The sequence below is a fragment of the Sulfitobacter sp. M22 genome (assembly GCF_021736025.1).
Lineage (GTDB): Bacteria > Pseudomonadota > Alphaproteobacteria > Rhodobacterales > Rhodobacteraceae > Sulfitobacter > Sulfitobacter litoralis.
The window spans coordinates 513,119-527,529 of sequence record NZ_WMEC01000001.1 but is presented as its reverse complement, the minus strand read 5'-3'; the positions used below and the strand labels follow the sequence as shown (position 1 = coordinate 527,529).

Genomic DNA, 14,411 nt, shown 5'->3' with positions numbered 1-14,411 from the left:
CCGACCTACAAGCCAGTCTTCGCCAGCCTCCGTCCTGCCCTCTTCCGGATGATGGGCGGCTTTGTTAGCTCCGCGGTCTAACCACCTTTCGACACCAGAGCGCACCAAGAGGCACCCATGGCGACCGACGATAAAAGCACACCGACACCGCAAAAAGTTCTTAGCCTGGCGACGCAGCAGGCATCCTTGCCCAAGCTTGCGCTGATTGGCACTTTTGGCAGTCCGACCGACCCAGGCGCATTGATCCGCGATGGCCGCGGGCGTATCCACCGGGTCACGTTGAACGACAAGATCAGCGACGGAATTGTTGCAGCCATCGGCGACGACAGTGTGGTACTGTCGCAGCGCGGTCGTACCGTGACGCTGAAACTGCCCAAGGGCTAACCCGCGCACACGATTGCCGCCTATGTTGCCCCCGTATTGGCTCCGTGCCGCTGCGACGCCGCGCCCCTCTTGACGGGGGGCAGTGGCTCAGGCAAAGCCACCTCATGACAAAAACAGCTCTTATCACCGGCGCGTCCCGCGGCCTTGGTGCCGCTTTGGCCGAAGCGCTTTGCGACACGCATCACATCATTGCAGTGGCCAAAACCACTGGTGCTCTCGAAGAGCTGGATGACCGGATCCAGGCCCGTGGCGGCAGTGCGACGCTGGCCCCGATGGACATCACCAATGTCGATGCAATGGCGACCCTGTGCCGTGGCATTTACGACCGTTGGGGCAGCCTTGATCTTTGGCTGCACACTGCTGTCCACGCCGCCCCATTGGCCCCGACCGATCACATCGACGCCAAGGACATGGCGAAATCTGTCGCGTGCAACGTCACCGCCACCTCGACACTGATTACCTATGTGGCACCTTTGCTGGGCCAAGCGGGACAAGCTGTATTCTTTGATGATCCCGTCGTGGCGACCAAGTTCTTTGGCAGCTATGGGGCCACCAAGGCAGCACAGATCGCGCTGGCCAAAAGCTGGCAGGCCGAAAGCGTGAAAATCGGGCCGCGCGTGCACGTCATGACGCCTGCCCCCATGCCAACCGCCACACGCGCACGGTTCCACCCCGGCGAGGACCGCGAAACGCTGAACACGCCGCAGTCGCAGGCCGCTGAAATTCTGGCGCAACTCGCGGCTTCCCAGCCCTAAAACTTGATGCGGTGAAGGCTCCTGCCTTGCCGCGCCGCGCCCCGTCGCTTATCAAGGCGCAAAGGGGAATTTATGCGCATTCTGATCACGAACGACGACGGTATCCATGCTCCGGGTCTTGAGACCCTGCACGCCATTGCCACCGCACTGGCTGGACCCGACGGCGAAGTCTGGACTGTGGCCCCTGCCTATGAACAATCCGGCGTCGGCCATTGCATCAGCTACACCAAACCCATGATGGTCGAGAACGTCAGCGACCGTCGCTTTTCCGTCGAAGGCAGCCCAGCCGACTGCGTGATGGCAGCGCTGCACGATTGTATGCTGGATGCCCGTCCCGATCTGGTGCTGTCAGGCGTGAACCGTGGCAATAACGCGGCTGAAAACACGCTTTATTCCGGCACAATCGGCGGCGCGATGGAGGCCGCTTTGCAAGGCATCCCCGCAGTGGCGCTGTCGCAATACTATGGTCCGGAAAACCGCGATCTGGACGATCCCTTTGAAGCTGCCGCATCACACGGGGCCGATGTGATCCGGCGCATTCTGGACGCCACGCCGCCCCACGGGTCGGGCTACCGTCTGTTTTACAACGTGAACTTCCCCCCCGTGGCTGCCACCGATGTCCAAGGTATCCGCCTTGCCCCCCAAGGGATGCGCCGCGACACCACGTTCTCGACGATCCCGCAGCTGTCTCCCTCGGGGCGGCGGTTCTTGTGGATCAAGGGGGCCGACCAACAAATCCCGACGGACGCCGGCACCGATGCGGCGCTGAATCTCGACGGCTATATCACGGTCACGCCGATGCGCGCTGACCTCACGGCTCATGATACATTTGACGCGCTTAAAGCCATCAATACATGAGCGACGAAGAAGAAATCACGGACGCGACCCGCAAGATGCAGTTTCTTTACGCACTCCGTTCCAAAGGCGTGACCGACGCCCGTGTCTTGAACGCGATGGAACAGATCGACCGTGGCCCGTTTATCCGTGGCCTGTTTGCCTCGCGCGCCTACGAGGACATGCCCCTGCCGATTGCCTGCGGCCAAACGATCAGCCAGCCATCCGTCGTCGCCCTGATGACGCAGGCGCTCGATGTGTCGTCGCGTGACAAGGTGCTCGAGGTGGGGACAGGATCTGGCTATCAGGCTGCGATCCTCAGCAAGCTTGCGCGGCGCGTCTATACCATCGACCGCCACCGTCGGTTGGTTGTCGAAGCCCGCCAGATTTTCGAAGACCTCGCCCTGTCAAACATCACCGCGATCATCGGCGATGGCAGCTTTGGTTTGCCCGAACAGGCCCCCTTTGACCGGATCATCGTGACCGCCGCCGCCGAAGACCCGCCCGGGCCCCTTCTGGCACAGCTCAAGGTGGGGGGCATCATGGTGGTGCCTGTCGGCCAATCGGACACGGTTCAACACCTCATACGGGTGCGCAAAACAGAGACCGGGCTGGAATATGACGAGCTGCGCAAAGTGCGCTTTGTTCCCTTGCTTGAAGGGCTGGGAAAAGACGGATAATTGCAGTATAGCAAGGGGAACTCCGCCCGAACGGGGACCCCAAGGCGCATACGGCACCGAATACGAGGACGAGCAGATGACCCAACCAAACGTGACCCGTACCCTAAGGCTGACGGTACTGGCGGGCAGCTCTGCGCTTTTGCTCGCTGCTTGTGACCGCCCCCTGGATATGGATTTGCGCGGCGGCTTTGGTGACGGTTTTACCACCGCCCATGCAGCCACCGGACCGCTGGACGAACGCCCCGCACCGGACAACCGCGGGGTGATCTCTTACCCTAATTATCAGGTCGCGGTGGCGCGGCGGGGTGACACGCTGGCTGATGTCGCAACCCGCGTAGGGTCTGATGTGGGCAGCCTGTCGCGCTATAATGGCATCGACGCCACAGTCCCCCTCCGCAAGGGAGAGATCATCGCCTTGCCGACGCGCGTATCCGAACCGTCACCAGCAACGGGGGCATCCGGTACCGGCCCGATCACCACCGCTGCGGTCGATATTCAGTCCATGGCCGGCGGCGCGATCAACCGCGCGCCCGCCACCCCCGGCGTGCAAACCACTGCCCTACCATCGGCGCAGACCACCACCCGCGAGAACCCCGCGAAACAGACCGGGATCGAGCCTGTGCGGCACAAGGTGGAACGTGGCGAGACCGCCTATACCATCGCGCGTCTCTATGCCGTGCCGGTTGAAACGCTGGCCGAATGGAACGGGCTTGGCGCTGATTTCTCCGTCCGCGAAGGGCAATTCCTGCTGATCCCCGTGGCGCAGCAAGCCGCCCCGAAACGCAGCGCTGCAGTGCCAGCCGCCGCGACAGCCACTGCGCCGACAACGACCAGCTTGCCCGGCACCGGATCGCCAACGCCGACCCCGCCAAGCGCTGCGAAACCGCTACCGCCCGTGGACGAGAAGCCCGCCGCGCCAAAGCCCGAACCCGCCGCAGCCAAGCCTGTCGCCGATGTGGGCAAGACGACGCAACCCGCCTCTTCGGGCCGCATGTCTCCCCCCGTACAGGGCAGCATCATCCGCGCCTATTCCAAGGGCAAGAACGAGGGCATCAACATCAAGGGCACACCGGGTGCCGCGGTCAAAGCCGCCGATAGCGGCACCGTCGCCGCGATCACCAAAAGCGCCGAGGGCGTGCCGATTGTCGTGATCCGCCACCCTGACAACCTGCTGACCGTATATGCCAACGTCGCCAATGTGTCGGTCGCCAAAGGGGATAGTGTGGCAAAAGGGGCGAACATCGCCAAACTGCGGCCGGGCGACGATTCATTCGTCCATTTCGAGGTCCGCAACGGGTTTGATAGCGTCGACCCGACACCCTATCTGAACTAAGCAGCCTGAACTAAGCTGAATTTTCTAATGTTAAATTTGGTCCTGTGGCCCCACGAAGGGGGCCGCAGCTGACCTATACGGGCGCAGTCACAAAGTGACGCCGCGCCGCCCAGCCAGATCAACAAAGTACTGCCACGCCACACGACCCGACCGCGCACCGCGCGTGGCCTGCCACTCAATCGCTTCGCTATGTAGGGTCTTGGCGTCAATCTCTACGCCATAGGCATCACAGTAGCCGCGGATCATATCCAGATATTGCTTTTGATCGCAGGGGTGAAAACCCAACCACAGCCCGAAGCGATCCGACAATGACACTTTTTCCTCAACCGCTTCGGCAGGGTTGATGGCCGAACCGCGTTCGTTTTCGATCATATCGCGGGGCATCAGGTGGCGGCGGTTCGACGTGGCATAAAGCACGACATTCTCGGGCCGCCCTTCGATCCCACCATCCAGAACCGCCTTGAGCGATTTGTAATGCGCATCGTCATGACCAAAGCTGAGGTCATCGCAATACAGGATAAAACGCTGCCGCGCGCCACGCAGAAGGTTCAGCAACCGGCCCACCGACGGCAGGTCTTCGCGCTGCAACTCAACAATGCGCAGCCGGTCATGGCTTTCGCGGACATGGGCGTGCACGGCTTTCACGAGGCTCGATTTGCCCATCCCCCGAGCGCCCCAAAGCAGGGCGTTGTTGGCAGGCAGTCCAGCGGCGAACTGCGTGGTGTTGGCCAGCAACGTATCCCGCGCACGGTCCACACCGACCAGCAGCGACAGATCGACTTTACTGACCGTTTCTACCGGTGCCAGATGGTCAGGCCCAGTCTGCCAGACAAAGGCACCTGCCACTTCAAAATCGGGGGCTTTCAGCGGCGCAGGAGACATCCTCTCCAACGCCGCTGCGATACGGTCCATAGGGTCACGGTTCACTTCAGGTCGTCCTCATCCTCTTCGAACTCTGCAAGGATCGGGTCATCATATTCGTCATCATAGTACCCGTCTGCACGCAGTTGTTCTTCTCGTTTGCGTTCGACACGCCGTACAAGAAAGATAGAGATTTCGTAAAGCCCATAGACCACAACAAACAGGATACCTTGGGTGATGACATCAGGCGGTGTGACCAGTGCAGCCAGCACCAGAATACCGACAACCGCATATTTGCGCACGTTGCCAAGCCCTTCGGCGCTGACCAGACCGGCCTTGCCCATCAGCGTCAGCAGAACCGGCAGCTGGAAACACAGGCCAAAGGCCACAATAAACTTGATCGTCAGGCTCAGATATTCCTGCGCAGAACCCTGAAAGGCGATCGCCGCGATCCCGCCTGCGTTATCCGTGCCCTCCCCCACAAGCGTACCGGCCTGCTGGAAACCAAGGAAGAAATCGAACGCCAGCGGCGTGACGACGTAAAACGCAAAAGACGCGCCCAAAAAGAACATCAGCGGGCTCGAGATTAGGAACGGCAGGAAGGCACCCTTTTCGTTCTTGTAAAGACCCGGGGCCACAAACCGCCACAGCTGATAGCTGATGTAAGGAAAGCCCAAGACCAGCCCGCCCAGCAAAGAGATAGAGATAGCGACGAAAAAGCCCTCTTGCAGCTTGATTAGGATCAACCCGCAATCGTCCTGACCGCGCTCGGCCATCGCTGAACACAAAGGGTGCGTCAGAAAGTTAAAGATCGGATTCCACACGGTAAAACAGATCACCATGCCGATGATAAAGGCGATCACCGAATGGATCAGCCGCGTGCGCAGCTCTGCCAGATGCTCGATCAGCGGGGCGGCACTGTCGTCAATATCGTCCGAAGCACTCATGTGTCACTCTTTTTGGCCGCTGGCGCTTTAGCCGCGGCTTTCTTGGCCGCAGGTTTCGCTGCAGCAGGTTTCTTTGCGGCTGGCTTTTTTGCAGGCGTCGTCTTTGCAGGCGTCGTTTTTTCAGGTTGGGCTTTGGCTGCCGGAGCCTTCTTGGCCGGCGCTTTTTTCGCAGGGGCCTTCGCAGCCTCTGTCGCCGTCTTTTCGATCTGGGGTGCTGCGGACGGCGTGGCTAGATTTGCCTCGGCGGCTTCGGCCTGCGCCAGCGCTTCCGAGGCTTCACGCTGCTTGCGCTCTGCTCCGGCGCGGGCGGTCGCAGCCTGGATCTTTTTCACATCCTCGGCGCGCTCGGCTGCCAGCTTGCCGGTATTGCTGTCGGGGTCAAACTTCGTAAGCGATTTGGTCGCGGATTTCACCTCGTCCATCGCTGATCCCAGCGGGTTTGTGGCTGTCTTCAACGACTTGCTCAAGCCCGCCGACATCTCGCGCATGCCGGTGTCGTCGGCCGCATCATTCATTGCGCTGCTGAATTCACGCGCCATACCCTTGGCCTTGCCGACAAATTGACCGACCTTGCGAAACAGCACGGGCAGGTCTTTTGGACCCACCACGATCAGCGCAACAACGCCGACGACCAACAGCTCTGACCACCCCATATCAAACATGAGAGCTTACACCCGGTCCTTGTCGGTCTTCGTTTCGGTGACAACAATTGTGTCATCGCCCAGCTCTGCGGTATCCTTGTCGCCATTTTTGACGTCGTCTTCGCCTTCGCTGATGCCTTTTTTAAAGCTGGTGATGCCTTTGCCCACTTCGCCCATCAGGCTGGAAATCTTGCCGCGCCCGAACAGGACCAACACCACAACTGCAATCAGCAAAAGACCCGGAAGGCCGATATTGTTCAACATAGTCTCTACTCCATATTCCGAATGTAGGCACGGGCGGGACTGCCCCCGTGCCAGAAAACTCTGATCCTTTTTAGTCCCGCGCCCCGGCAGCTTGAAGAGCCAAACCAACGGCCGCGCTACATCGTGTCGCAAAATTTGTGTGACCGGACTGCGCCCCATACGCTCCTGACAGTTTTTTGGCAGTTGCCTTGCGCCGCCGTCCGACACGTGGCACATCCTTTACCATGCGTCGCAGTGATCGATTGTTTTCCTTGCTCTCCACTTTGGGTGACCACCAATTGCACCGTGCCGAAGATCTGGCGCGGGCGAAGGGCGTGTCCTTACGCACGCTTTACCGAGACATCGCGAGATTACAGGCGTCGGGTGTGGCGATCACGGGCACCCGTGGTGCAGGCTACCGTTTGACGCCCGCCACCGTGCTGCCGCCCCTGTCCCTGTCGCAAGAAGAGATAGAGGCCCTGCAGCTTGCCCTCGCGGTTGTGCTTGAAACCACCGATCCCGACTTGCAGGCAGCCGCGACCTCCCTCGCACAAAAGATCGACGCGGCGCTGCCTGAAAGCGGGCATCCTGACACGCTGGACTGGCAACGGGTCGAACACCCATTCGCCAATGCTGCACGCGGAATGGCGCATCTGCCGGTACTTCGCGCCGCCATTCGCGCGCGCCAGAAGCTCAGGATCGTCTATAATGCCGACAACGGATCACTCAGGACGTTGGTCTTGCATCCCCTTGCGCTGACCCACGCGGCCCGCAGCTGGCTCCTGTCAGGCTGGAATGAAGCTAACGAGAAAACTGAAACCCTTCGCCTTGACCTGATCGAAGACACGCACCCACTGCCCGAACTGTTTACCGCGCCGCCAGACTTCCAAATGGATTAAAATCCTCGCCGAAGGCATCCCGCGTGCACACCACAGACAGAGTTCCGCGTTTTACCTCGCAGGATGCACTGGGAAGACAAAACAGCGGTCGCGGCGCACGGTCAGCCACATGACGGCCCCCGGTTGCGGCAGGAAGACATTTGGCACGGTGGCACGCAGGGTGCTGCCGTCATGGTCCATCACGAATTCCACCAGACTTTCATTGCCCATGAACCGCGCACGGGCGACCACAGCGCGGGCCGCTGTCCCATCCGTAGACGTCGGCAAAGGCCCTTTGCCCCCGCGGTCAAAGTCGATCCGTAAATGCTGGGGCCGGAACACAATATCCACCTGCGTTCCATCCGGCACGCCGGGGGCCAGAAACCGGCCAAAGACCGTATGCGCCAGCGCCCCCGTGACCTCGGCCCGCAGCACATTTGCGTCTGAGAAAAACGCGACCGAGGCACGATCGACAGGACGCGTATAGACGTTATAGGGGGCCCCCTGCTGCACGATTCTACCGTCGCGCATCAACGCGATTTCGTCGGCCATGCGCATGGCTTCTTCGGGTTCGTGGGTCACGAGCAATACGGCGGTGCCCTCTTCTTTCAAGATACCCAACGTCTCGTCGCGGATGTCATCCCGCAGACGGTTATCAAGCCCCGAGAAAGGCTCGTCCATCAGCATGATCTTGGGCCGCGGGGCCAAAGCCCGCGCCAGCGCCACGCGCTGCTGTTCACCGCCAGACAGCTGATGCGGGTAGCCGTCGATGAACCGCAAAAGGTCGACACGCTCCAACAGTTCTTCGATGCGGGCGCGGCGTTCAGCCTTGTTGCCCGTTTTCAGGCCAAAGCCTACGTTATCGGCTACGCTCAGGTGCGGAAACAGGGCAAAGTCCTGAAACATCAACCCGATCTCGCGCCGCTCGGGCGGCACGCGGAACACCGTGTCGCAAATCAGCTTGCCGTCCACATGGATCGTGCCGCTGTCCTGCATCTCGACACCCGCGATCATCCGCAGGGTGGTCGACTTGCCGCAGCCCGACGGCCCCAACAGGCAGGTCACCTGCCCCGGCATGATCTTCAGGCTGACGTCATCCACGACAGCCCGCCCGCCATAGGCGCGCTGAAGGTTCTTGATTTCCAGCCGGGGATGCATCTCGGTGAAGTCTGTCATGGGCGCGGTCTAATCCGATCAATTCACTCGGGATCGACCGGTATCAGCCCCGCCGCGTGCCCGCAAGCACCGCTGCAAAGCCTGCGACCAGAACGCTCACACAAATCACCAAAAGCTGTTCGTATTTATGCCCCTCGGGCAGCACGGCAGCAAAGGCGGGCCATGCACGCGCGAAATAGGCAAACGCCCCCAGCATCGCGGCCCCAAAGGCGGCGAAATAGGCCCAAGCTGCAATCTGGCGCTGCATCACCAGCCCCACAATCAGAACCGGCGTCAAAAACATCGACGCAGTGCCCGACACGGCCACCGCGTCAAAAAGCGTCGCATTGCCCCACAGAGTCAGCACCGTGCCTGCGGCCATAAAACCCAGCATCACAACCCGCCCGCCATTCAGGCTGCGCGGCGCGAGCTTCAGCTCTTCGACCACCAGCCTTGCGGCAGAAGAGAGCGCGGAATCCAGCGTGCTCAGCGCCGATATCAGCAGCGAGATCATGAGCGCGACAAACACCCACGCAGGAAACATCGTGGCCCAGGTGCCAATCAGCTCGCCCTCGTATGCGGCACCGGCAAGGCTTGCCTGAATACCGAAAAAACCAAAACCGATGATGCACAGCGTCGAGATCCAGAACGCATGCACGAAGGACCGGCGCGTCGTTTGTGGATCAGCAATGAACCCGCGATCCATCATCACCGGATCATGTGCGGGGTAGGAAAACACCTGCAACAGCGCCACCGCCAGTAGCACCCATCCGTTATAGGCCCCTGTCGTCCCCGGTGCCGTGACAACCGCGCCCAGATCAAAACCGGGCGAGACGACCAGCGCCACAAAAGCGACGCCGAAGACCACCAGAAACACCACCATCTGCACCACATCGGTGCGCAGCGCAGCACTGAGCCCACCCCAAGCCGAATAACCCAAGCCCACAAGCGCCACGATCAGGATCGCCGGCGTGCCGCTGCCCTCAAGCACAGCGTTAAAGATCAGCCCCACCACCAGCAGGTTCGCAAATACCTCGGACAAGAGCCGCAGGGCGATCACCAGATTATAGCAAGCGTTCCCTGCTCCGCCAAAGCGTGCCCCGAGCCAATTCTGCACGGACATGGCCCCGTTCTGGCGCAAACGGCCCACGATAAAACCGCCGGACAGGAAGGACCCGTAATACGCGGCATAGGCCAGCGTCCCCGCGATGCCGTAGTAGTAGCCCAGGATCGCCGCATTCATCAGGCTGCGGGCGAAAATCCATGTGGTGACCTGGCTCAGCACCAGCGTCCAAAGCCCCGGTGCCCTGCCTTGGACCGTCACCCCGCCAAAGAACCCTTCTACAGAGGCACGCCGAGGTGCAGCCAGCAGACTTGCGGCGATGATCGCACCGAAGAGGACAAACAGAACAATGGGGGACATCAGGGGTTACCTTTGCAAAAGACTGTAACAACCATGGGTAACCGAGCAAAAACTGCCGCGCTATCTATCGCGCGGCAGTCTGTCGTAAACGTGATGGAATATGTCAGCCCGTCCGCTGCGCGCGCCCCATAGGTGCCGCAGCGTCAGGCCCACGGCTTACATCGTCATGTTTGTCGCGCCACCGTCGAGCAAAAGGTTCTGCCCGACGATAAAGCCCGCGTGTTGCGAGCACAGAAAAGCGCAGGCCGCGCCGAATTCATGCCGCGTGCCATAGCGACCTGCTGGGATGGTCGATGCGCGCTCTGTGCGGGCCTCGTCCAGCGTGATGCCCTTTTGTTTGACGACACCCCCATCCAGCGCATCGGCGCGGTCGGTGGCGTGGATGCCGGGCAGTAGGTTGTTGATCGTGACACCCTTGCCCGCGACCTGACGCGAGGTCCCCGCGACATAGCCGGTCAGACCGGTACGGGCAGAGTTGCTGAGCCCCAGAACACCAATTGGCGCACGTACGGATTGCGAGGTAATATTGACGACACGGCCCCAGCCACGGTCCATCATCGCAGGCACCAGCGCTTTGATCATCGCAATGGGGGCAAGCATGTTCGCGTCGAGCGCCTTGATGAAATCGTCACGGTCCCAATCGCTCCACATGCCGGGGGGCGGGCCACCTGCATTGTTGACCAGAATGTCGATGTCGCCTGCAGCGTCCAGCACCAGCTTTTGGCCTTCGTCCGTGGCGATATCGGCGGCAATGGTGGTGACTTCGACGCCATAGTCCTGACGGATGCGTTCGGCGGCTGTTTCCAGATCAGCGGCACCGCGTGCATTCATCACCAGATTCACCCCCGCTTCGGCCAGTGCCTCTGCACAGCCCAGGCCAAGACCCTTTGACGATGCGCAAACCAATGCGCGTTTTCCTTTGATTCCCAGATCCATAGCGATCTCTCCCGATTGATGTTCGCGCAAGTCGTAGCACTGTCACTGCAAACAATGCCAGCAAAAGGCCAAAGGCTTGACCACAATGAGACACAATCCTATGGCAAAGATGCTATAACCACCGACGGTTATGCGACCGCCGGTATCGCTTTACCTTACCATTTGTGCGCAAAGGCCCGCCCCATGACCTCGCCCCGCCCTTCCCCACCGCAAAGCGTCCCTGTCTACCGTGCGACGCAATTCACGGCGACGGATGGAGCGAATATGGGCGATCCGATGTCCTTTGCATCAGAGCTGCTGCTGGATGATGTTTACGAGCTTTCCTATGGCGCGGCCCCTGTGCGCCTGTCGATACAGACGGCAGCAAACGGCAGCCTGTCGATCGCACCTGATACGCAAACCGGCACCAGCGGGGCCACGCTGCATCTGGATTGTGCGCTGACCTTTATGTCGCCCGACGGGCAGATCAACGACGCGATCCTACTGGTCGAGGTGGCGGACGATGGCCACGCCGAGGCGATATATCTGATCCCGCTGAGCGCGCTGTCGCCGAAAGTGGAATACCGGCTGGTTGGCATCGACACCCAGACCATGCGTCAGAAATTCGCTCAGGTCGCCTGCGTATCCTTTACCCGCGGCACGCACATCACCATGGGCACCGGCGAACAGCTTCCGATTGAAGATCTGGTGGTGGGCGACAAGATACTCACCCGCGATGATGGCGTGCAGGCAATCCGCTGGATCAGCCAGAGCACAGTGCGCGCCGTCGGTGAATTTGCCCCGATCTGCATTGATGCGGGCACTCTGAACAACGAGAATGACCTGATCGTCAGCCCCGACCACCGCCTGTTCATCTACCAACGCCAAGACCGTCTGGGCGCGGGCCGCTCGGAACTGCTGGTCAAGGCGCGGCATCTGGTGAACGGTGATACGGTGCGGGTGCAAGATGGCGGCTTCGTCGATTACTTCCAGCTGCTGTTTGACAGCCACCAGATCATCTATGCCGAAGGGATCGCAGCGGAATCCATGCTGATCGACAGCCGCACCAAGGGCGTGCTGCCGCAAGAGCTGTCGGATGCCATGGGCGATGTCATCCCCGGCCATTCCGACCTGCCTCATGCGGGGCTTGATGTATCCGAACCGCTGCTTGACCGCCCCGACGCAGCTGAACTGCTGCGCCGCGCCAGTATGCGCTAATCAGCCAAAGAATTCCTCGCGCACGATCTTATCATTTTCCACGTAGTAAACGGCGACCTCTTTCATCTCCATCACGTTGCCGCTGGCCTTTTCGCGTGCGGCAACGTCGAACATAACGGCAAAGCGATCATCGCCATGGAGCATCGGGTCGCTGACGTTCTGACGCGTCACCTCCATCGCGCCGTCCCACCAGGCATGCTTGCCCTTGATCCCGTCGAGGCCCTTGGTTTCGCGCCCGTTACCATGATCCATTGCCTCAACCGACACGGCATCCGCCGCATAAAGCCGATCAAGGTTCGCCACCTCGTGCCCCTCGCGGCACCCTTTCACCAAAGCTTCTGCAATCTCTTTCAACTCCATCGTCTTCTCCCTTTCTATGACCTCACGCACCTCATAGTACCCGATTTCCACCCGCGGGCCCAAAGAAATGCCACCCATCGCCTGATCCAAGCAGCCTTGCGCGTGTGTTCGGGCGTGGATATATGCCAATCCATGTTGGATACCCCCTCAAACCGCCCCGCTTTGCCTGCCGAAATCGCTCGGCGTCGCACCTTTGCGATCATTTCCCACCCCGATGCGGGGAAAACCACGCTGACAGAGAAATTCCTGCTGTTCGGTGGGGCGATCCAGATGGCCGGTCAGGTCCGCGCCAAGGGCGAGGCCCGGCGCACACGGTCCGACTTTATGGCGATGGAAAAAGACCGCGGCATCTCTGTCTCGGCCTCGGCCATGTCGTTCGATTTTATGAACAAGGGCACGAATTTCCGGTTCAACCTTGTCGACACGCCGGGCCACTCGGACTTTTCCGAAGATACCTACCGTACGCTCACAGCGGTGGACGCAGCCGTGATGGTAATCGACGGCGCGAAAGGTGTGGAAAGCCAGACGCAAAAGCTGTTCGAGGTCTGCCGCATGCGCGACCTGCCGATCCTGACCTTTTGTAACAAGATGGACCGCGAAAGCCGCGATGTGTTCGAGATTATCGACGAAATTCAAGAAAACCTCGCGATTGACGTGACCCCCGCGAGCTGGCCGATCGGCGTGGGCCGCGACTTTATCGGGTGCTATGACATCCTGCGCGACCGGCTGGAACTGATGGACCGTGCCGACCGCAACAAAGTATCCGCAAGCATCGCGATCGAAGGGTTGGACGACCCAAAGCTGGCCGAACATGTGCCCGCCGCGCTGCTCGAAAAGCTGCGCGAAGACCTTGAGATGGTGCGCGAGCTGATGCCGCCGCTGGATGCCGAGCTGATGGCCGAAGGGTCTCTGACGCCGATCTGGTTCGGGTCCGCGATCAACAGCTTTGGCGTCAAGGAACTGATGGATGGCATCGCCACCTACGGGCCGGAACCGCAAATTCAGTCGGCGCAGCCACGGAATATTTTACCTGAAGAAACAAAGGTTTCCGGCTTTGTCTTCAAGGTTCAGGCGAACATGGACCCCAAGCACCGCGACCGCGTTGCCTTTGTCCGCCTTGCCTCGGGCCACTTTACACGCGGCATGAAACTGACCCATGTGCGATCCAAAAAAGTCATGTCTGTGACCAACCCTGTGATGTTCCTTGCCGCCGACCGCGAGCTGGCAGAGGAAGCCTGGGCCGGTGACATCATCGGCATTCCCAACCACGGGCAATTGCGCATCGGTGACACGCTGACCGAAGGCGAAGCGATCCGCGTGAGCGGAATCCCCTCCTTTGCGCCGGAGTTGCTGCAAGGCGTCCGTGCGGGTGACCCGATGAAATCAAAACACCTTGAAAAAGCGTTGATGCAATTCGCCGAAGAAGGTGCCGCCAAGGTTTTCAAACCCGCCATCGGGTCCGGCTTTGTCGTGGGCGTCGTCGGGCAATTGCAGTTCGAAGTGCTCGCCAGCCGGATTGAGCTGGAATACGGCCTGCCTGTGCGCTTTGAGCAATCGCAGTTCACCTCGGCACGCTGGGTGAACGGTGACCGGCAAGCTGTTGATAAGTTTACTGAAGCCAACAAACAGCATATCGCTCTCGATCACGATGGCGACGTCGTTTACCTGACGCGGCTGCAATGGGATATCGATCGCGTCGACCGCGACTACCCCGATGTGCGCCTGACCGCGACCAAGGAAATGATGGTCTAACTTGGGCTTGCCAGCCCGACACGCGCGCCGCA

Annotated in this window: 16 protein-coding genes; 8 read left to right on the top strand and 8 right to left on the bottom strand. The window is 60.5% G+C overall.

Annotated elements, in window-relative coordinates; translation table 11 throughout:
- Positions 1-117 precede the first annotated feature (117 nt).
- The 5 genes from GLP52_RS02600 to GLP52_RS02580 all read left to right on the top strand — a co-directional run bounded on the left by GLP52_RS02600 (position 118) and on the right by GLP52_RS02580 (position 3,986).
- Entirely contained in the window at positions 118-384 is a 267-nt protein-coding gene (locus tag GLP52_RS02600; RefSeq protein WP_093732583.1) for a type II secretion system protein N, read from the top strand.
- A gap of 104 nt (positions 385-488) precedes the next feature.
- Positions 489-1,139 (top strand): SDR family NAD(P)-dependent oxidoreductase, encoded by a 651-nt coding sequence (locus GLP52_RS02595; protein ID WP_237271492.1) that lies wholly within the window; start codon positions 489-491, stop codon positions 1,137-1,139.
- A 72-nt stretch (positions 1,140-1,211) separates the two neighbouring features.
- Positions 1,212-1,997, top strand: a complete 786-nt coding sequence (gene surE / locus GLP52_RS02590; RefSeq protein ID WP_237271491.1) for a 5'/3'-nucleotidase SurE — start codon at positions 1,212-1,214, stop codon at positions 1,995-1,997.
- Positions 1,994-2,653, top strand: a complete 660-nt coding sequence (locus tag GLP52_RS02585; protein WP_093732586.1) for a protein-L-isoaspartate(D-aspartate) O-methyltransferase — start codon at positions 1,994-1,996, stop codon at positions 2,651-2,653. Before surE ends, GLP52_RS02585 begins: the two co-directional genes overlap by 4 nt.
- 76 nt (positions 2,654-2,729) lie before the next feature.
- A complete protein-coding gene (locus GLP52_RS02580) occupies positions 2,730-3,986 on the top strand; it encodes a peptidoglycan DD-metalloendopeptidase family protein (RefSeq protein ID WP_237271490.1) in 1,257 nt (418 codons plus the stop codon).
- An 87-nt stretch (positions 3,987-4,073) separates the two neighbouring features.
- On the opposite strand, the gene GLP52_RS02575 is transcribed toward GLP52_RS02580, so the two are convergent.
- From GLP52_RS02575 to GLP52_RS02560, 4 genes are read right to left on the bottom strand one after another with little or no spacing between them, the layout of a single operon-like run.
- On the bottom strand, positions 4,074-4,913 hold the full coding sequence (locus GLP52_RS02575) for an ATP-binding protein (protein WP_093732588.1): 840 nt from the start codon (positions 4,911-4,913) through the stop codon (positions 4,074-4,076).
- Positions 4,910-5,794: a twin-arginine translocase subunit TatC gene (tatC, locus tag GLP52_RS02570; protein ID WP_093732589.1), complete on the bottom strand. Its 885-nt coding sequence runs from the start codon at positions 5,792-5,794 to the stop codon at positions 4,910-4,912. Before tatC ends, GLP52_RS02575 begins: the two co-directional genes overlap by 4 nt.
- Positions 5,791-6,456, bottom strand: a complete 666-nt coding sequence (tatB, locus tag GLP52_RS02565; protein ID WP_237271489.1) for a Sec-independent protein translocase protein TatB — start codon at positions 6,454-6,456, stop codon at positions 5,791-5,793. The genes tatC and tatB overlap by 4 nt, the downstream gene beginning before the upstream one ends.
- Before the next feature lie 6 nt (positions 6,457-6,462).
- Complete coding sequence (locus tag GLP52_RS02560; protein ID WP_138923053.1) at positions 6,463-6,699, bottom strand: twin-arginine translocase TatA/TatE family subunit; 237 nt, start codon at positions 6,697-6,699, stop codon at positions 6,463-6,465.
- Between the two features lie 176 nt (positions 6,700-6,875).
- Between GLP52_RS02560 and GLP52_RS02555 the strand changes: the two genes are divergently transcribed.
- Complete coding sequence (locus tag GLP52_RS02555) at positions 6,876-7,577, top strand: helix-turn-helix transcriptional regulator (protein ID WP_237271488.1); 702 nt, start codon at positions 6,876-6,878, stop codon at positions 7,575-7,577.
- Positions 7,578-7,628: 51 nt separating this feature from the next.
- Here the strand turns inward: GLP52_RS02555 and GLP52_RS02550 are convergent, their stop codons facing one another.
- The 3 genes from GLP52_RS02550 to GLP52_RS02540 form a co-directional block, all read right to left on the bottom strand.
- Complete coding sequence (locus GLP52_RS02550; protein ID WP_093732592.1) at positions 7,629-8,732, bottom strand: ABC transporter ATP-binding protein; 1,104 nt, start codon at positions 8,730-8,732, stop codon at positions 7,629-7,631.
- A gap of 43 nt (positions 8,733-8,775) precedes the next feature.
- Entirely contained in the window at positions 8,776-10,134 is a 1,359-nt protein-coding gene (locus GLP52_RS02545; RefSeq protein ID WP_093732593.1) for a sodium:proline symporter, read from the bottom strand.
- A gap of 156 nt (positions 10,135-10,290) precedes the next feature.
- Entirely contained in the window at positions 10,291-11,070 is a 780-nt protein-coding gene (locus GLP52_RS02540; RefSeq protein WP_093732594.1) for an SDR family oxidoreductase, read from the bottom strand.
- Positions 11,071-11,253: 183 nt separating this feature from the next.
- Between GLP52_RS02540 and GLP52_RS02535 the strand changes: the two genes are divergently transcribed.
- Complete coding sequence (locus tag GLP52_RS02535) at positions 11,254-12,267, top strand: Hint domain-containing protein (RefSeq protein WP_237271487.1); 1,014 nt, start codon at positions 11,254-11,256, stop codon at positions 12,265-12,267.
- On the opposite strand, the gene GLP52_RS02530 is transcribed toward GLP52_RS02535, so the two are convergent.
- A complete protein-coding gene (locus tag GLP52_RS02530) occupies positions 12,268-12,627 on the bottom strand; it encodes a nuclear transport factor 2 family protein (protein ID WP_093732596.1) in 360 nt (119 codons plus the stop codon). It lies immediately after the preceding gene.
- A 132-nt stretch (positions 12,628-12,759) separates the two neighbouring features.
- Here GLP52_RS02530 and GLP52_RS02525 point away from each other — a divergent pair, with 132 nt between their 5' ends.
- A complete protein-coding gene (locus GLP52_RS02525; RefSeq protein WP_237271486.1) occupies positions 12,760-14,379 on the top strand; it encodes a peptide chain release factor 3 in 1,620 nt (539 codons plus the stop codon).
- The last annotated feature ends 32 nt before the right edge of the window (positions 14,380-14,411 follow it).